Genomic DNA, 15,821 nt, shown 5'->3' on the forward strand with positions numbered 1-15,821 from the left:
CCGAGCCACGGGTCCGGCGGGGTCGGCGAAGCCGTCCTCGCCGGACCCGTGGCTCGGCGCGCCGGCCAGGGTCTTGGGATCGATGTCCACGATGTAGCCACCGCGTTCGGTGCTGTAGGTCAGTGCCTTCCAGGGTAGGGGATGGTGGTTCTCGCCCAGCCCCAGGAAGCCGCCGAAGGCGAGCACCGCGTAGGCGACCTGACCCGAGACCTTGTCCACCATGAAGTTGTGGACGGCACCGAGGTGGCGCCCCTGCCCGTCGTAGACCGCGGTGCCCTCGACCTTGTTCGAGGCGATCAGCCGCGCCGTCTCCTCGATGGCGATGCCCTCTCCTGAGGGGTCCAGTTCCATCGTGCCCGGCTTCCTGAGGCTGCGTTCGTTGGGCAGGTCGGTCGGCATAGGCTCTCCCGCGGGGGCGGACGGCCCGGCAGCCGGGCGGTCCTCAAGTCTTGATCCGAGAGTCTAAGCGCGCGACGGTCCGGGCGGGTTCCGGTCAGCGGCCGGGTTCTGCCTCGGCGCGGCGCTCGGTGATCCGCTCGCGCACCGTGCGGCTGGCGAGCAGCATCTCGGTGCCGAAGGCGACGAGCGCGAACAGCGTGCACAGGATCGCAGCGCCGAACAGCGCGAACAGCAGGCTCGCCACGGTGGCGTCCCGCAGGGCCCCGACGAAGAGCGCGAGCGCCGCGCCGCAGGTGCACACGCCGCCGAGCGCCGCGAGGAAGACCGCGGCGTCGAGCGCCAGGGAGCGCCGGTGCAGCCTGTCCAGGCGCCGGCCGAGGGCCCGGCGCTCGGCATCGGCCGCTCCGGCGAGCAGCCCGGAGAGGCGGTCGGCCTGATCGGCCACCCGGGCGAGCCGTGCCCCGAAGACGTTGAGGAGCGTCGCGATCCCCGAGAGCAGGAAGACCGGCGTCAGCGCCACCTGGATGACGTGCGCGGTGACATCGAGGCTGTGGGGCTGGACGAGTTCGTTCATGCGGACCGGAGATGGGGCTCGGCGCGGGCGCTGCAACCGCCCCGCCGCCCGCCTCAGATCAGGCCGGCGCCGTTCCGATCGCACCCGGTCCGCGCCGCCTCGGAGGAGACGCCGACCCCGAGGCCGAGGATGAGGGCGCCGGCCGAGAGGAGCGCGATGGCGAGGACGGTTGCGAGCATGAGGAAACTCTTGGACCGTCGGGCTTAACCGAAGGTTTCACCATCCGATAAGCGCCGCGGAACCTGAAGACAGTCTGATCGGCGGCCGTGCTCGGCCCCCGGAGTGCCCACGCCCTGTGGATGAACCGGCGCCCGAGCCCGATTCCCCCTTGGAACGGGTGGGGCACCGCTTAGTTGTTGCTGCTATGCTGCCCTGTCTGCGGGGCCGTCACGTCCGAGCGCGCAGCACGAGAACCGGAGGAATTCCATGGCGACCAAGACGACGAAGGCCGCGCCGGCGGCGAAGACGACCAAGGAAGCGGCCCCCAAGGCGGCGCCCAAGACAGCTGCCGCGCCGAAGGCGGCCGGCGCCAAGCCCAACGCCCTTCAGCAGCCCCTGAAGCCCTCGGCCGAACTCGGCGCGATCGTCGGCACCAGCCCGCTGCCCCGCGGCGAGGTGGTCAGCAAGGTCTGGGAATACATCAAGAAGCACAATCTCCAGAACCCGGAGAACAAGCGCGAAATCCTCGCCGACGACAAGCTCAAGAAGGTCTTCGGCAAGGACAAGTGCAGCATGTTCGAGATGAACAAGCACCTCGCCGCCCACCTGAAATCCTGAGAGCCGGATCTCGCGGCCCGAGCCGCGCGCATTCGCCCCGCATCCCCCGCGCCGGTCAATCCGGTCGCGGTGGCTGCTGACCCGAGCGCCGGCGATCCGCCGCTCAGGCGATGCCCTGCAGGACGCCGCCGTCCACCCGAAGCGCCGCGCCGCTGGTGGCACTCGCGGCCGGGCTGCAGAGATAGGCCACCATGCTGGCCACCTCCTCGACGCGGGCAAGGCGCCCGATCAGCGAACTCGGCCGGTGCTCGGCGATGAAGCGGCGCCCCAGTTCGTCGAGGTCGGCGCCGTCCGCCGTCTCGCCCGCCATCTGCTTCAGGAAGTCGGCCACCCCCTCCGACAAGGTCGGGCCGGGCAGCACGCTGTTGACCGTCACGCCCGAGCCCGCGACCGTCTGGGCCAGCCCGCGCGAGACGCTGAGCTGGGCCGTCTTCGTCATGCCGTAATGGACCATCTCGGCGGGGATGTTGATGGCGGACTCGCTGGCGATGAACACCACGCGACCCCAGCCGGACTTGACCATGCCGGGGGTGTAGGCCCGCGACAGGCGCACGCCGCTCATCACGTTCACCTCGAAGAAGCGCTGCCAGTCGGCATCCGGGATCTCGAAGAAGGGTTTCGGCTCGAAGATCCCGGTATTGTTGACGAGGATGTCCACCGCCGGCAGCGCCGAGACCAGGGCCGCGACCCCGTCCGCCGTCGCGACGTCGCCCACGGCCGCGAAGAACGCCCCGGCCTTCGCCTCGGCACGCAGGCTCGCGAGCGCAGCCTCGACCCGCTCCACCGTGCGCCCGTTGACGCCGACGCTGGCGCCGAGGTCGGCGAGCGCCCGGGCGATGCCGTAGCCGATGCCGCCGGTCGATCCGGTGACGAGGGCGCGCCGGCCCGTCAGATCCATGTCCATGCGTCGTCCGTCCCGCTTCTTCCAGAGCCTCGTCAACGCGCGAGCCTGCGCTCGGTGTCATGCGCGCCCGGCAGGCGTCAGCCGCCGGGCCCCCGCCGCAGCACGCTGGCAAGGCCGCCCATGCAGGCCAGGGCCACCGCGCACCAGAGGGAGAGGGCGATCGCCCGCTCCGGCCCCGCCCCGTGCGTCAGGCCGAAGATCACGGCCACCAGCGCGGCGCCCAGCGACTGCCCGGTGAGCCGGGCCGTCGACTGCATGCCGCTCGCCCCGCCGCTGCGCTCGCGCGGGGCCGAGGTGACGATCACCTTGTTGTTGGGCGACTGGAACAGGCCGAAGCCGAGGCCGCACAGGGTCAGGCGCCAGACGATGTCCAGCGTCGCGGGCTCGGGCGGCAGCACCGCCAGGGCGGCCAGGCCCGCGGCCATCAGGGCGAGGCCGATGCCGCCGAGCAGCCCCGGCGGATAGCGGTCTGCCAGCCGTCCCGAGACCGGCGCCATCGCGGCGATGGCGATCGGCCACGGCGTCATCAGGAAGCCGGTCTGCGTGCCAGAGAGGCGCAGCACGTCCTGGAAGTAGAACGGCAGGCCGACATAGGCGGTCATCTGCGCGGCGAAGGCGCTGATAGAACTCACCATCGACAGGGCGAAGGCCGGGATGCGCAGCAGGTCCACGGGCAGCAGCGGGGCCGGCAGGCGGATCTGGCGCCGGACGAACACGGTGCCGACGAGCACGGCGCCCGCGATCTCGGCCAGGGCCACCGAGCGGTCCCCCGCATCGCCGAGCCGGTCGATGCCGACGATCAGCAGGCCGAAGGTCAGGGCGTTGAGGAGCGCGCTCAGGCCGTCGAAGCGCGCCCCGCTGCGCGGCGTCGCCGGCAGGGTGCGCGAGGCGACGAACAGCGCCGTCAGCCCCACCGGCAGGTTGACCAGGAACAGCCAGGGCCAGGAGGCCACCGACAGGATGGCTGCGGCCACCGTCGGCCCGGCGGCCGAGGCGATCGCCACGATCAGGGCGACGTTGCCGACGCCGCGGCCGATCATCCGGTGCGGGTAGATGAAGCGGACCAGCGCGATGTTGACGCTCATCACGCCGGCGCCCCCGAGCCCCTGGGCGAGGCGGGCGGCGATGAGGAACGGCAGGTTCGGGGCCAGCGCGCAGGCAAGCGAGGCCACGACGAAGACGGCGAGCCCCGCGAGGTAGACCCGGCGATACCCGAGGATGTCGCCGAGCGAGGCCAGCGGCAGGAGCGCGGCCGTCACGGCGATCTGGTAGCCGTTGACCACGAAGATCGCCTCGCCCGGCGTCACCGCGAGGTCCTTGGCCATCACGGGCAGCGCCACGTTGACGATCGCCCCGTCGAGCACCGCCATGGTCATGGCCAGCGCCACCGCCGACATCGCCAGCAGGCGCTCGCGCACCGGCAGCCCGTCCTGCGGCCTGGTCTGCGTGGGCGCCTCGGCCATCGTGCGGATGCTCCTGTCCGGGGGGGCGCCGGACGCGCTGCGGGCCGGACGCGATCCTCCTGTCGCCCAGGCGGCGGCGGGCGTCGAGGCGCCTCAGGTGCCCTATGTCACCGCGCGGACGGGCCGATCGTCGCCCGGCGGAGTTCCCTCGATGCGCGCGACCACCCTGCTCCTGGCCCTGACGCTGCCCCTGATGCCCCTGGCGGCGTGGGCGCAGGATGCCTCGGACACGCCCCTGGGGATCGGCCTGGAGGGCTTCGCCTACCCCTATCCGGTGCGCTTCCTGCCGCTCACCCGCGACGGGGAGGCGCAGCGCCTCGCCTACATGGACGTGGCGCCGACAGGCACGGCCAACGGGCGGACTGTGCTGCTGCTGCACGGGCGCAACTTCCCGTCGAGCTACTGGGCGCCGGTCGTGGCCGCACTGACCCAAGGCGGCTACCGGGTGGTGGCCCCCGACCAGCTCGGCTTCGGCAAGTCGGGAAAGCCGGTCGGGGCCTTCACCTTCGACCGGATGGCCGCCGACACGGTGGCCCTCCTCGACGCCCTGTCCCTGCGCCGGGTCGACGTGGTGGCCCATTCGATGGGCGGGATGCTGGCGGTGCGGCTCGCCCGCAACGCGCCCGACCGGGTCAACAGCCTGGTCCTGGAGGCGCCGATCGGCCTGGAGGATTACCGCTTCAGCGTGCCGCCGGTCCCGGACGAGACCCTGCTCGCCCGCGAGGGCGAACTGACGGCTGCGGCCTACCGCCGCCAGTTGATGACGAGCTACGCGCTCTCCCTGCCGGAGTCGGCGATCGAGCCCTTCGTGCAGATCCGCGAGCGGGTGAAGGGCGCGGGCGAGTATCCCCGCTGGCTGCGCTCCTTCGTCAACTCCTACACGATGATCTGGGGCCAGCCCGTGGTGCACGAGATTCCCCTCGTGCAGGTCCCGACCCTGTTCGTGATGGGCGGCGCCGATCACAACGCGCCGGGCAAGGCCTACGCCCCGCCGGAACTCGCCGCCCGGATGGGCCGGAACGCGGAGAACGCGCAGGCGCTGGCCGCGCGGATGCCCAGCGGCAAGGCCCTGGTCTTCGACGGCATCGGCCACCTCGTCCACATGGAGGCGACGGAACGTTTCAACGGGGCGGTGCTGGAGTTCCTGGACGGGCATTGACGCGCATCTGCGCCAGTCCGCAGGTCCTGCCGGGATACCGGGCCATCGGGGCCGTCAGTTCCAGGACGCTCGCGGCGTCGCCGCCATAGGCGTCGTGCAGGGCCACGAGCATCAGCCTCGCCACGTCGTCGAGCCTCGGCGGCGATCCGAGATCGACCGTCATCTCGAAGTTGCCCTTCCGATCGGGCTGCTCGAAGCCGAGCCTGCGCAGGGCCGCGATCGATTCCGCCGGCAATGCAACGCCCCTGTCCGGATCGTCGCGGCCGCGGTAGGCTCCGGAGGCGGCCTCGCACAGCATCCGCGCATCGTCGTCCGTGAAGATGCACTGGACGTAGCTCTGCGGCCGCCCGGCCAGCGTGACGGCGAGGAAGCGGTCCTTCGAGGTGTCGTGCGGGCCGCGATCGTAGATCCGCCACAGGCGCGACAGGATCTCGCAATGGTGGGTGGCGACGAACCTGTCCCTGGCGTCACCCGCCCACGACGGGGGACTAGCGGCCAGCGCGGCGAGGGCGATCGCCGTCCTCCAGGGCAGCCGCATCCTACCGCGGCTCATCCCTCTCCTCGCCCCGCCGCAGCAGGAACACCCCCTGCGCACCGATGAGGTTCCAGAACCACCACGGCATGGAGAAGCGCATCGGGCGCCCCCGCGCGTCGAGCGCGGCCGCCTTCTCGATGCGCGCGTCCACCTCACGGCAGAGGCCGACGAAGTCGCGGATGGTGCAGTGGTGGATGTTGGGGGTCTCGTACCAGGCTTCGGGCAGGATCTCGGTGATGGGCATGCGCCCACGGAAGGCGAGTTCGGCCCGCACCCGCCAGTGCCCGAAATTGGGGAAGGAGATCACCACCTGCCGGCCGATGCGCAGCAGGTGCTCCAGCACGATGCGGGGGTTGCGCGTCGCCTGGATGGTCTGGGACAGGACCACCACGTCGAAGGCGTCGTCGGGGTAGTTCGCCAGGTCCGTGTCGGCGTCCCCCTGGATCACGGGCAGGCCGCGGGCGAGGCAGGCGTTGACGCCGGCCCGCGACAGCTCGATGCCGCGCCCGTCCACGCCCCGCCGGTCGCGCAGCAGCGCCAGCAGGGAGCCGTCGCCGCAGCCGATGTCGAGGACGCGCGCGCCCGGCGGCACGAGGCCGAGCACGACGAGGTGGTCGACCCGCGCCCCCCCGGTGTCGCCGGAGCGCGGCAGGCCCGCGGCCGTCCCCCAGGGCGCGCCGGAGGCGGCGTCCGTGAGCAGGGTGTCGGGACCGCTCACAGGCCGCGCGCCCTGGCGGCGGCGTCGATGAAGCCGCGGGCGGCCGAGAACATCGCCGGCTCGTCGAGCAGGAAGGCGTCGTGGCCCTTGTCGCTCTCAACCTCCACGAAGGCGACGGGGGCGGCCGCCGCGTTGAGGGCGTGCACGATCGCGCGGGAATCCGCGGTCGGGAACAGCCAGTCGGAGGTGAAGGAAATCACGCAGAAGCGGGTCCTGGTGCCCCGGAAGGCGTTGGCCAGCACTCCGCCATGGTCCGCGGCGAGGTCGAAATAATCCATCGCCCGCGTGAGGTAGAGGTAGGCGTTGGCGTCGAACCGCTCGACGAAGCTGAGGCCCTGGTGGCGCAGGTAGCTCTCGATCTGGAAGTCGGCGTTGAAGGAGAAGGTCGGCGCCGAGCCGCCCTGGAAGCGGCGCCCGAACTTGCGGTGCAGCGCCGGCTCGGAGAGGTAGGTGATGTGCGCGCCCATCCGCGCGACGCCCAAGCCCTTCGAGGGCCGGGTGCCGGCCTCCAGGTAGCGCCCGTTCTCCCAGGCCAGGTCGGCCATGATCGCCTGCCGGCCGACCTCGTGGAAGGCGATGTTCTGGGCCGAGTGGCGCGCGCCGGTGGCGATCGGCATCGCGGCGAAGACCCGCTCGGGATAGAGCGAGGCCCATTGCAGCACCTGCATCCCCCCCATCGAGCCGCCGATGCAGAGGAACAGGTCCGGGATGCCGAGGTGGTCCAGCAGCATCGCCTGGGCGCGGACCATGTCGCGGATCGTCACCAGGGGGAAGTCGAGGCCGTAGGCACGCCCGGTCCGCGGGTCGATGGAGGCAGGCCCGGTCGAGCCCATGCAGGAGCCGACGACGTTCGAGCAGATCACGAAGTAGCGGTCCGTATCGATCGGCTTGCCCGGCCCCACCAGGGTCTCCCACCAGCCGGGCTTCTTGGTCACGGGATGGGGGTGGGCGAAGTGCTGGTCGCCGGTGAGCGCGTGGCAGATCAGCACCGCGTTCGAATGCGCGGCGTTGAGCCGGCCTGCGGTCTGGTAGGCGATCTGGAAGGGCGCGAGGTCCACACCCGCATCCATCGCCAGCGGCCGGTCCGCGTTGAACCGGGCGACCGGGCTCTTGGGGTCGAGGGCCTGCGAGGGCTCGGCGCCCGCGCGCAGGGCACGGCCGGCCTCGACGGAGGTATCCTGCCTCAGGGCGGTGTCCGTGGGATTGTCCATGACGCGTCTGGGAACGGTTCTCGGTCCGCGGCCGGCGATCGGGAGGACGCGCGTGACGGCCGACCCTGCCGTGGCCGGCTCAAGGAGGTAGTGTGCGCGGTCCCCAGCGTCAACGAACGGGGACCGGGACAGGGGAAAAGCCGGTCGGTCTTTCGAAGGCGGCCCGCGAAGGCCGGCTTTCTCCTCAAGTCCCTGCGCGCCCGTAAAAATCTTCGTTCGGGACGGAAGCGGAACGGTGCGGCGACGGCGACCGTTACAGGTCGGCTCTCAGGAGGAACCGTCCATGAAACTCGTCCTCGCCGCATCGCTCGTCGCGATCGGCCTGCTGTCGGGCGCCCCGGCGTCCGCGCAATCCATCGGCATCGGCCCCGACGGCCCGAACATCGACCTGCGCTCCCGCGGACAGCGCGAGCGCGACATGGACCGTGAGGAGGCACGCCGCGAGAACCGCCGCGACATGCGCCGCGAGCAGCGCCGTCGCGACATGGAGGACGACGACGACCGGCCGCGCCGCCGGTACTGATCGCGGCCCAACTCCTTCCGGCGCGAAACCCGCCGGAGGGAGCCTGCCGCACCGGCCTTCGCGCCCTGCCCACGGGGGCCGCGCCATCGGGTTGGCGAAAGCCTTCGTTCACGATATGTGCGTAGGGCTCGGGCCGGCGTCTGGGCCTGCGCAGGATATCGTGATGAGCATTCCCGTCCGCGTCCTCGGCATCGATCCGGGCCTGCGCCGCACCGGCTGGGGCGTCGTCACCGCCACCGGGTCGACGCTCGCCTACGGGGATTGCGGCGTCGTCACCTCCGACGGGGACCTGCCCCTGGCGCTGCGCCTGCGCGAACTGCACGAGGGCATCAGCCGGATCGTCCAGACGTTCCGGCCGGACGAGGTCGCTGTGGAGGAGACCTTCGTCAACAAGGACGCGCAGGCGACGCTCAAGCTCGGGCACGCGCGGGCGATCGCCCTGCTGGTGCCGGCCCTGGCCGGGGTCCCGGTGTTCGAGTACGCGGCCAACCTGATCAAGAAGACGGTCTGCGGCTCGGGGCACGCCGAGAAGGTGCAGGTCCAGGCGATGGTGCGCTTCCTGCTGCCGAAGGCCGAGTTCAAGGTCGCGGACGCGGCCGATGCGCTCGCCATCGCCATCACCCACGTCAACCACCGCGGCGCCCACGCCTTGAAGCAGGCCCATCTGCCCGCAGGCGTGTCCGGCCCGGCCGCGGCCCGGATCGCCGCAGCGCTCGCCCGCCAGGGTTGAGGTTCGGGCGCCTTAGCCCAAAAAAATCTTGCCGGGGTTGAGGATGCGGCGGGGATCGAGGGCCTGCTTGACCGCCCGCATCACCGCGACCTCGCTGTCCGAGCGCGACAGCCCGAGCTTTCCCCGCTTCGCCAGGCCGATGCCGTGCTCGGCCGAGACCGAGCCGGAGAGCGCCGTCAGCGGTCCGTAGATCGCGGCGTCCACCTGCGCCTCCAGGGCCGGGTCGCCGAGCGGCGTGGTGTTCCAGTGGATGTTGCCGTCGCCGATATGGCCGTAGGCCACCGCCCCCGCGCCGGGGCGGATCGCGGCCACCGCGCGGGTCGCCGCCGCGACGTAATCGTGCATCGCCGAGAGGGGCACGCTCACGTCGAAGGGCCGGCCGAAGCCCGCCGGCACCAGCATCTCCACCGCCTCGCGGATGCGCCAGAGGCCGCGGCGCTGCTCCTCGGAGGCCGCCAGGACCGCGTCGAGGATGTCGCCCGCCTCCATCAGCGACTCGAGCAGGGCGTGGATTCGCGGCTCCTCCTCCGGCACGCACTCGATCTCGACCAGGGCGTAATAGGGATGCTCGCGCGGGAGCGGCGGCGCGAACCGGCCGGGCTCCGTCATCAGCCGGTAGTAGCCGGGCCACATCCCCTCGAAGGACGAGACCCGCCCCTGGAACGCCGCCTGGGTCCGGGCGAGCACCCGGGCGGCGGCATCGACGCCGGGGCAGGCCAGGAACGCGGTGGCGTAGCCGGCCGGGGCCGGGCGCAGGCGCAGCACCGCCCGCGTGACGATGCCCAGCGTCCCCTCCGTGCCGAGGAAGAGGTGCTTGGGGTCCAGCCCGGTGTTGTTCTTGATCAGCGGGCGCAGGGAGGAGACCACCGTGCCGTCGGCCAGCACCGCCTCCAGGCCGAGCACCATCTCGCGCATCATGCCGTAGCGCAGCACCCGCAGGCCGCCGGCATTCGTGGCGATGGTGCCGCCCACCGTCGCCGAGCCGCGGGCGCCGAGGTCGAGGGGGAACATCAGGCCCTCCGCCTGGGCCGCGTCCTGCACCATTGCGATCGTGGTGCCGGCGCGTGCCACCATCGTCATCGCCAGGGGATCGACGGATTCGATCCCGCCCATGCGCTCCAGGGACAGGGCGATCTCGGCAGCATTACAGAGGATGCCGTCGACGAGCCCGGTGCAGCCGCCGCGCGGCACCACCGGGTGCCCGGCCGCGTGGCAGGCGGCGAGCACCAGTGAGACCTCCTGCGTCGTGCGCGGACGCACCAGGGCGGCGGCGGCGCAGGGCTCCTCGGGCCGGGTCCAGCTCGCCGGCCGGCCGCGCAGTTCCGCGCCGGTGACGAGGCCCGAGGGGCCGACGATGGCCGCCAGCGTGGCGAGGAAGGCGTCGGGTACGGATTCGTGCATCATGGCAAGGACATCGGCGCAGGTGCCGGGATCGGCGGATCGGACCGATCCTCTACACGAACCGGGTGGCCTGAGGCCACGGCGACGGATGGGCAGACCCGCACGGGCAGGGTCCGCCACAAGCCCCGCGAGCCCGGGCACCCTCGTTTGCTGCATTGCAGCATCGCGGTGGCCGGCCTACTGCCGCCCCTCGCCGCTCCCTAGGTTCACGCTCCCCGCAACCCTGGAGTCGATCCATGCGAACCTACACGCTCGCCATCGCCGACGGCGTCCTGTTCGCCTGCCTGCCGGACGGGGCCGACATCGCCGGCGCCATCACGGAGGCGACCGCGACGAGCTACGGCTTCGGCATCGCCCTCGACATCGTGCGCGGGGCGACCCTGACCGACACCGCCGGGCCGCGGGACGAGGTGGTCTGGGCGGAGGGCAGGGACAGCGAATTGCTGGACGAGCAGGGCCGCTGCTACCGCTACGCGGTGCGCCGCGCCGCCTGATCCTTGGGGCTGGTCAGCCGCACCGACCCCGTGGCCCCCAGGCGCAGGCAGGCCGGGAAGGCGCCGGCGTCCGCCTCGCCGACGACGGCCAGCAGGCTCGCGCCGGGCGCATCCGCGTCCATGGCGGAAAACAGCGTCCGCACACCGTCCGCGAGTTGGGCCGCCGCCCCGTCCACCACCAGGATCTCCGGCCGTCGCGCCAGGGCGCGGGTGAGGTCGACCGCCGCCTGCTGGCGGGGCGTGAGCATCCGGCCCCGGTTGCCGACCTCGTAGTCGAGGCCCCGCCGGCGGATGCCGGCCTCCAGGCCGAATTCCCGCACCACCGCCCGGACCTGTTTGCGCACCTCCGCCTCCCCGTGCATCCGCGCCGTGTCGATGCGGCCGAACAGCAGGTTGTCGAGGATCGAGCTGCGCGGGTTGATCCGCGCCGGGTCGTAGACCTCGACCTCGTGGCCGTCCGGCCCTTCGAGCGCCGCCTGGACCAGCCCCCGCGCCCCGAGCAGGCGCGCCCGGAAGGCGTCGTCCAGCAGGCCGAGCCTGAGGCGGGGCTCGACGTAGGGCAGCGCCAGGGCGAGGAAGGCCTCCTCGTCGTCCGGGCTCAGGCGCCCGTCCGCTGGAATGCCGGCAAGCCGACGCTCGAAATCCCGGAGTTCGTCCGGCGCGATCAGGGAGAAGCGCCGGAACAGGGGATGGCCGGGCGGCAGGTCGTGGAAGATATCCACGAGGTTCCTGGCGATCCGCACGCCCATCGCGGCGAGGTCGTCCAGCAGGCCGATCCCGGAGAGCACCGCGCGGAACCGCGGCTCGCCCGCCAGCCGCGCGCCCATCAGGGCGGGGTCGCGCGGCACCCCGAACAGGAGGTTCTCGGCGATCGTCGCCTGCTCGTTGTAGCGGCCGCGGGCGAAGGGGATGACGAGCCCCGCCATCCCGGCCTCCACGAAATGCTCCTGCAGGTGGATTCGGGCCGCGATCATCCGGGCGCCCACCGGCGTGTCGTGGCTGACGGAGCTGAGGGCGGTGAGGCCGAAGCGGTAGAGGTCGTCGTCCATTCCCAGCCGGCCGAGGATGCCGAGCAGGCGGGCGTCGAGGTCGGCCGCATCCGTGAGCCCGAGGGCGGGGTAGTCGATCCAGAGGTCGTCGACCGTCTCGAGGGGGTTTCCCGTGCGCAGGGCCTCGAGGCGGCGCTCGTCCCAGGCGAGCCCCGGCCCGCCCCGCGGGCGGTTGCGGAGGGCGAACAGGATGTTGTCGCGGATCGTGCCGGGGAACAGGACCGGCTCGGGGCCGGCATAGGCGATCTGCCGGGCCCGGACCGAGGCCGGCAGCCCCGCCAGGTCGTGCCCGCCGATCGCGATCGTGCCCCCCTGCGGCACCTCGATCCCGGCGATGCCGGCGGCAAACTGCCGGGCGAGCCCGCAGCCGGGGGAGACCAGTGCGATCCGGCCCGGCAGCGCGAGGGAGAAGCCCTCGACCTCGACGGCCGGGCCCCCATGGGGGTCCTTCAGGCCGAGGCCCTCCGTGCGCAGGGGGCTGCCGAGGGTCACGGCGGCGGCCTCCTCCCCGTCCGGCTCGGACGGCCGCAGGCGGTGGGGGGCGAAATGGGCCGCGACGGTCTCGTACTTCACCTCCACGTCGAGGCGCTGCTGGTCCCAGTCGATCAGTTCCTTGAGGGGGGGCGGCAGGTCGCGGTAGGCGGCCAGCACCGCCACCAGCTGGCCGATGTCGAGTTCGCCGCGGAGCGCGAACAGGCCGCCGATGGCGTAGAACAGGAAGGGCGTGATCTGCGCCAGCAGGTTGTTGAGGTATTTGACCGCGAACTTGCGCCGGTAGATGCGCAGGCGCAGGTCGTAGAGGGCATGCAGCCGCCCCCCGATCTCGGCCCGCTCCCAGCGCCCGGCATCGTTGACGGTGACGGCCTCCAGCCCCTCCAGCACCTCGCCGACCCGGCCCGCGAAGTTGCGCGAGGCGAGCTGGCGCTGGCGGCTGAGGCGGATGATCTCCCGGCGCAGGCGCGGGATCACCACGATCTGCACGCCCACCATCGCGCCGGCCACGATCCCGAGCCAGAGGTTCTGGATCAGGATGAAGGTCAGCGCGGTGGCGGCCTGGGTGCCGAGGAAGACCGGCACGACGATGGCGTCCCCGATGAAGGAGCCGATCGGCTCGACCTCGTCGCGGATGATGGTGGCCGTCTCCGACGCCTTGACCTCGCGCTGGGCCTCCGGGGTGAAGCGCAGCATCAGGGCGAAGAGCTGGAAGCGCAGGCGCCGCAGCATGCGCTCGCCGAGCACGCCCTTGGTCAGGTTGATCCAGAACTTGAAGGCGCCGTTGATCAGCACGAGGCAGAGGAACAGGCCCGACAGCCCGAACAGGAGCTCCATCCGGCCGACCTCGAAGCCCTCGAACAGGCGCGTCCGGCCGCCGCCGAGCCACGCGGGCCAGGCGATGGCGATGTCGAGGAACGACGTCGTGGCGTTGCCGTGCGCGAACGCCTTGCCGGTGATCGCGTCGTTGACGATGCGCTTGGGCAGGTCGAGGGAGGCGAAGTAGAACGGCAGGGAGGCGAGGACGACCGCGCAGATCGCGAGCTGGTCCCGCTTCGAGTAGCGCCAGATGTACCGGAACAGCTTGGGGTGCAGCTCGCGCATCGCTTCCGCTTCCGGCCTCGTGCCGTCGATCCCGTCCACTCGCCTACGGATGCGAGACGGAGCGGCATAGGCCGCAGGCGGCGGGTTTGCCACACCGCGCCCGCAACCGGCACCGTCTCCGCGGGGTTCGCGGGCGCTGCTCCGGCGTTTCAAAGACGCGCAGGCCATCGCCGCGAGGCGCCCGTCCCGTTTGTCACACCGGCCCGTGTCGTGCGAACAGGATTCTGCTGCGACGCTCCGGTTCCTGAGAGGCCCGTTGATCGAGATGCGAACGCCCGCGGGGCAGGACGGCTCGGGGACCTCCTGCCGCGTCCTGATCTACAGCCACGACACCTTCGGGCTCGGCCATCTCCGGCGCTCGCGGGCGATCGCCAACGCGATCGTCGGGGCCAACCGGGACGTGCGGGCCGTGATCGTCTCGGGCTCGCCCGTGATCGACCGCTTCGCCTTCGCCGAGGGCGTCGAGGCGGTGCGGGTGCCGCCGGTGACGAAGCTGCCGGACGGCGATTACGCCAGCCTCGACCCGGGCGTGCCCCTGGAGCGCGTGGTGGCCGAGCGCACCGCGATCATCGCCCGCACCGTGGACGCCTTCCGGCCCCATGTCATGATCGTGGACAAGGAGCCCACCGGCTTCCACGGGGAGATCCTGCCGGCCCTGGAGCGATTGTCGGAGCGGGGCTGCAAGCTGGTGCTCGGCCTGCGCGACGTCCTCGACGACCCCGAACGCCTCGTGCCCGAATGGGAGCGCAAGGGCGCGACCGGGGCGATGCGCTTCTACGACGAGGTCTGGGTCTACGGGGTGCCGCGCATCCACCGGCCGCTCGAAGCCTTCGCCCCCGGGCTCGCGGACCGGCCGATCTACACCGGCTACCTGCGCCGGGCCCTGCCGGAGCTGCGGCCCGGCCGCTCAGAGCCCGCGGTGACGGACAAACCCTTCATCCTGGTGACGCCCGGCGGCGGCGGGGACGGTGCGGCCCTGATCGACTGGGTGATCGCGGCCTACGAGGCCGATCCCGGCATCCCGCTCCCGGCGCTCGTCGCCTTCGGCCCCTTCCTCGACGCCGGCACCCGCACGGGCTTCCTCGACCGCATCGCCAAAATCTCGGAGCGGATCGCGGCGATCACCTTCGACAGCGAGATCGAGCTGCTGATGCGCAAGGCCGAAGGCATCGTCGCGATGGGGGGCTACAACACGTTCTGCGAGATCCTGTCCTTCGATAAGCGCGCGATCCTTGTGCCCCGCACCCGCCCCCGCCGGGAACAGGAGATCCGCGCGGTGGCCGCCCAAGCCCTCGGCCTCGCACGCGTCCTGCTGGAGGCGGAGGGGCGCGCGCCCGCCCGCATGGCGGCCGCCCTGCGGGCGCTGCCGGCGCAGTCGCCGCCCTCGAAGGTCGTGGTGCCGGGCCTGCTCGACGGCCTCGACGTGATCGCGGCCCGCGTGCGCGCCCTGACGGCCCCCGACGCGGAGGCCTTCTCGGACCTGCGCCGCAGGGCCTGCCCGTGACGGGGGCCCGCATCGCGATCGTGCTGAAGGGCTATCCGCGCCTGTCGGAGACCTTCATCGCGCAGGAACTCCTCGCCCTGGAGGCGCGCGGGCTGTCGCTGGACATCTGGTCCCTGCGCCACCCGACGGAGACGGCGCGCCACCCGATGCACGCGGCCATCCGTGCCCCCGTCGCCTACCTGCCGGAATACCTGCGCCACGCCCCTGTCCGGGTCCTGCGGGCGCTGGCCTGGGCCGCCCGCCAGCCCCGCTTCGGCAGGCTGCTCGCCCTGTTCGCGCGGGACCTGCGCCGAGACCCCAACGCCTCCCGCCTGCGCCGGCTCGGGCAGGCCCTGGTGCTGGCCCGCGAACTGCCGGAGACGGTCACCCACCTGCACGCGCATTTCCTGCACACGCCCTCCAGCGTCGCCCGCTACGCCGCGACCCTGACCGGACGCGGCTGGAGTTTTTCAGCCCACGCCAAGGACATCTGGACCACGCCGGACTGGGAGCTCTCGGAGAAGCTGGCGGACGCCGCCTGGGGCGTCACCTGCACGCGGGACGGGTTCTTGCGGTTGCGGGAGCTTGCGGAAGCCAGCGCGCGTCTCCCTCCCCCCTCTGCGGGGGAGGGTGGCCCTCGCCTCAGCGAGGGTCGGGAGAGGGGAGCGACGATGCCGGATACGGCGCTCCCCTCTCCCGACCCGCTTCGCGGGCCACCCTCTCCCAACCCAAGTCGGGCTTGCCCGACTTGGGCACCCAGGATGCAGATCTCGGGCAAGCCCGAGATCTGGGAGGGGAGAGCGAC

At 72.2% G+C, this 15,821-nt stretch carries 16 protein-coding genes and 1 pseudogene; 7 read left to right on the top strand and 10 right to left on the bottom strand.

Translation table 11 applies throughout. From position 1 onward, the window contains the following. From COGEMETH_RS20685 to COGEMETH_RS25665, 3 genes are all read right to left on the bottom strand, one after another. The coding region (locus COGEMETH_RS20685) for a PRC-barrel domain-containing protein (RefSeq protein WP_238184487.1) at positions 1-399 on the bottom strand (399 nt) is incomplete at its 3' end. A gap of 94 nt (positions 400-493) precedes the next feature. Beyond that, positions 494-973 (bottom strand): DUF2721 domain-containing protein, encoded by a 480-nt coding sequence (locus tag COGEMETH_RS20690; RefSeq protein WP_238184488.1) that lies wholly within the window; start codon positions 971-973, stop codon positions 494-496. Positions 974-1,026: 53 nt separating this feature from the next. Then, on the bottom strand, positions 1,027-1,152 hold the full coding sequence (locus COGEMETH_RS25665; RefSeq protein WP_283215036.1) for a hypothetical protein: 126 nt from the start codon (positions 1,150-1,152) through the stop codon (positions 1,027-1,029). 247 nt (positions 1,153-1,399) lie between these two features. Here COGEMETH_RS25665 and COGEMETH_RS20695 point away from each other — a divergent pair, with 247 nt between their 5' ends. Beyond that, entirely contained in the window at positions 1,400-1,750 is a 351-nt protein-coding gene (locus tag COGEMETH_RS20695; protein WP_238184489.1) for an SWIB/MDM2 domain-containing protein, read from the top strand. Between the two features lie 103 nt (positions 1,751-1,853). Here COGEMETH_RS20695 and COGEMETH_RS20700 read toward each other — a convergent pair whose 3' ends face one another. Together COGEMETH_RS20700 and COGEMETH_RS20705 are read right to left on the bottom strand one after the other, a co-directional pair. Next, entirely contained in the window at positions 1,854-2,654 is an 801-nt protein-coding gene (locus COGEMETH_RS20700) for an SDR family NAD(P)-dependent oxidoreductase (RefSeq protein ID WP_238184490.1), read from the bottom strand. Positions 2,655-2,731: 77 nt separating this feature from the next. Beyond that, the gene (locus COGEMETH_RS20705) at positions 2,732-4,117 is read right to left on the bottom strand and encodes an MFS transporter (RefSeq protein WP_238184491.1); all 1,386 of its coding nucleotides are present in this window, start codon (positions 4,115-4,117) and stop codon (positions 2,732-2,734) included. A gap of 151 nt (positions 4,118-4,268) precedes the next feature. Here COGEMETH_RS20705 and COGEMETH_RS20710 point away from each other — a divergent pair, with 151 nt between their 5' ends. Then, on the top strand, positions 4,269-5,276 hold the full coding sequence (locus COGEMETH_RS20710) for an alpha/beta fold hydrolase (protein ID WP_238184492.1): 1,008 nt from the start codon (positions 4,269-4,271) through the stop codon (positions 5,274-5,276). Here COGEMETH_RS20710 and COGEMETH_RS20715 read toward each other — a convergent pair. From COGEMETH_RS20715 to metX, 3 genes are read right to left on the bottom strand one after another with little or no spacing between them, the layout of a single operon-like run. Then, a complete protein-coding gene (locus tag COGEMETH_RS20715; RefSeq protein ID WP_238184493.1) occupies positions 5,239-5,829 on the bottom strand; it encodes a TY-Chap domain-containing protein in 591 nt (196 codons plus the stop codon). The two genes, COGEMETH_RS20710 and COGEMETH_RS20715, sit on opposite strands and share 38 nt — an antisense overlap. Next, positions 5,816-6,529 carry a methionine biosynthesis protein MetW gene (gene metW / locus COGEMETH_RS20720; RefSeq protein ID WP_373875406.1) on the bottom strand — a complete coding sequence of 238 codons (714 nt, stop codon included), beginning with the start codon at positions 6,527-6,529 and terminating at the stop codon, positions 5,816-5,818. The genes COGEMETH_RS20715 and metW overlap by 14 nt, the downstream gene beginning before the upstream one ends. Beyond that, a complete protein-coding gene (gene metX, locus COGEMETH_RS20725) occupies positions 6,526-7,740 on the bottom strand; it encodes a homoserine O-acetyltransferase MetX (protein WP_238184494.1) in 1,215 nt (404 codons plus the stop codon). The genes metW and metX overlap by 4 nt, the downstream gene beginning before the upstream one ends. 283 nt (positions 7,741-8,023) lie before the next feature. Here metX and COGEMETH_RS20730 point away from each other — a divergent pair, with 283 nt between their 5' ends. Both COGEMETH_RS20730 and ruvC read left to right on the top strand, forming a co-directional pair. Continuing rightward, the gene (locus tag COGEMETH_RS20730; protein WP_238184495.1) at positions 8,024-8,263 is read left to right on the top strand and encodes a hypothetical protein; all 240 of its coding nucleotides are present in this window, start codon (positions 8,024-8,026) and stop codon (positions 8,261-8,263) included. A gap of 163 nt (positions 8,264-8,426) precedes the next feature. After that, the gene (ruvC, locus tag COGEMETH_RS20735) at positions 8,427-8,993 is read left to right on the top strand and encodes a crossover junction endodeoxyribonuclease RuvC (protein WP_238184496.1); all 567 of its coding nucleotides are present in this window, start codon (positions 8,427-8,429) and stop codon (positions 8,991-8,993) included. A gap of 12 nt (positions 8,994-9,005) precedes the next feature. Here the strand turns inward: ruvC and COGEMETH_RS20740 are convergent, their stop codons facing one another. Next, the gene (locus COGEMETH_RS20740; RefSeq protein ID WP_238184497.1) at positions 9,006-10,397 is read right to left on the bottom strand and encodes an FAD-binding oxidoreductase; all 1,392 of its coding nucleotides are present in this window, start codon (positions 10,395-10,397) and stop codon (positions 9,006-9,008) included. Positions 10,398-10,630: 233 nt separating this feature from the next. Between COGEMETH_RS20740 and COGEMETH_RS20745 the strand changes: the two genes are divergently transcribed. Beyond that, positions 10,631-10,888, top strand: coding sequence for a hypothetical protein (locus tag COGEMETH_RS20745; RefSeq protein ID WP_238184498.1), 258 nt, complete (start codon positions 10,631-10,633; stop codon positions 10,886-10,888). Here the strand turns inward: COGEMETH_RS20745 and COGEMETH_RS20750 are convergent. Further along, positions 10,864-13,533: an ABC transporter ATP-binding protein/permease gene (locus COGEMETH_RS20750; protein ID WP_238184499.1), complete on the bottom strand. Its 2,670-nt coding sequence runs from the start codon at positions 13,531-13,533 to the stop codon at positions 10,864-10,866. The two genes, COGEMETH_RS20745 and COGEMETH_RS20750, sit on opposite strands and share 25 nt — an antisense overlap. 265 nt (positions 13,534-13,798) lie before the next feature. Here COGEMETH_RS20750 and COGEMETH_RS20755 point away from each other — a divergent pair, with 265 nt between their 5' ends. Together COGEMETH_RS20755 and COGEMETH_RS20760 are read left to right on the top strand one after the other, a co-directional pair. Continuing rightward, positions 13,799-15,037, top strand: a complete 1,239-nt coding sequence (locus COGEMETH_RS20755; protein WP_238184500.1) for a glycosyltransferase family protein — start codon at positions 13,799-13,801, stop codon at positions 15,035-15,037. After that, a pseudogene (locus COGEMETH_RS20760) lies at positions 15,034-15,821 on the top strand (hypothetical protein); the annotation flags it as partial. The gene COGEMETH_RS20755 and the pseudogene COGEMETH_RS20760, both read left to right, overlap by 4 nt.

The sequence above is a fragment of the Methylobacterium trifolii genome, from assembly GCF_022179685.1.
Lineage (GTDB): Bacteria > Pseudomonadota > Alphaproteobacteria > Rhizobiales > Beijerinckiaceae > Methylobacterium > Methylobacterium trifolii.

Excerpts from the sequence above, each read along its gene's own strand:
- COGEMETH_RS20755 (WP_238184500.1), top strand. The coding sequence starts at position 13,799 with ATGCGAACGCCCGCGGGGCAGGACGGCTCGGGGACCTCCTGCCGCGTC.
- metX (WP_238184494.1), bottom strand. The coding sequence starts at position 7,740 with ATGGACAATCCCACGGACACCGCCCTGAGGCAGGATACCTCCGTCGAG.
- COGEMETH_RS20710 (WP_238184492.1), top strand. The coding sequence starts at position 4,269 with ATGCGCGCGACCACCCTGCTCCTGGCCCTGACGCTGCCCCTGATGCCC.
- COGEMETH_RS20700 (WP_238184490.1), bottom strand. The coding sequence starts at position 2,654 with ATGGACATGGATCTGACGGGCCGGCGCGCCCTCGTCACCGGATCGACC.
- COGEMETH_RS20750 (WP_238184499.1), bottom strand. The coding sequence starts at position 13,533 with ATGCGCGAGCTGCACCCCAAGCTGTTCCGGTACATCTGGCGCTACTCG.
- COGEMETH_RS20730 (WP_238184495.1), top strand. The coding sequence starts at position 8,024 with ATGAAACTCGTCCTCGCCGCATCGCTCGTCGCGATCGGCCTGCTGTCG.
- COGEMETH_RS20715 (WP_238184493.1), bottom strand. The coding sequence starts at position 5,829 with ATGAGCCGCGGTAGGATGCGGCTGCCCTGGAGGACGGCGATCGCCCTC.
- COGEMETH_RS20705 (WP_238184491.1), bottom strand. The coding sequence starts at position 4,117 with ATGGCCGAGGCGCCCACGCAGACCAGGCCGCAGGACGGGCTGCCGGTG.
- COGEMETH_RS20740 (WP_238184497.1), bottom strand. The coding sequence starts at position 10,397 with ATGATGCACGAATCCGTACCCGACGCCTTCCTCGCCACGCTGGCGGCC.
- COGEMETH_RS25665 (WP_283215036.1), bottom strand. The coding sequence starts at position 1,152 with ATGCTCGCAACCGTCCTCGCCATCGCGCTCCTCTCGGCCGGCGCCCTC.
- COGEMETH_RS20695 (WP_238184489.1), top strand. The coding sequence starts at position 1,400 with ATGGCGACCAAGACGACGAAGGCCGCGCCGGCGGCGAAGACGACCAAG.
- COGEMETH_RS20745 (WP_238184498.1), top strand. The coding sequence starts at position 10,631 with ATGCGAACCTACACGCTCGCCATCGCCGACGGCGTCCTGTTCGCCTGC.
- ruvC (WP_238184496.1), top strand. The coding sequence starts at position 8,427 with ATGAGCATTCCCGTCCGCGTCCTCGGCATCGATCCGGGCCTGCGCCGC.
- COGEMETH_RS20690 (WP_238184488.1), bottom strand. The coding sequence starts at position 973 with ATGAACGAACTCGTCCAGCCCCACAGCCTCGATGTCACCGCGCACGTC.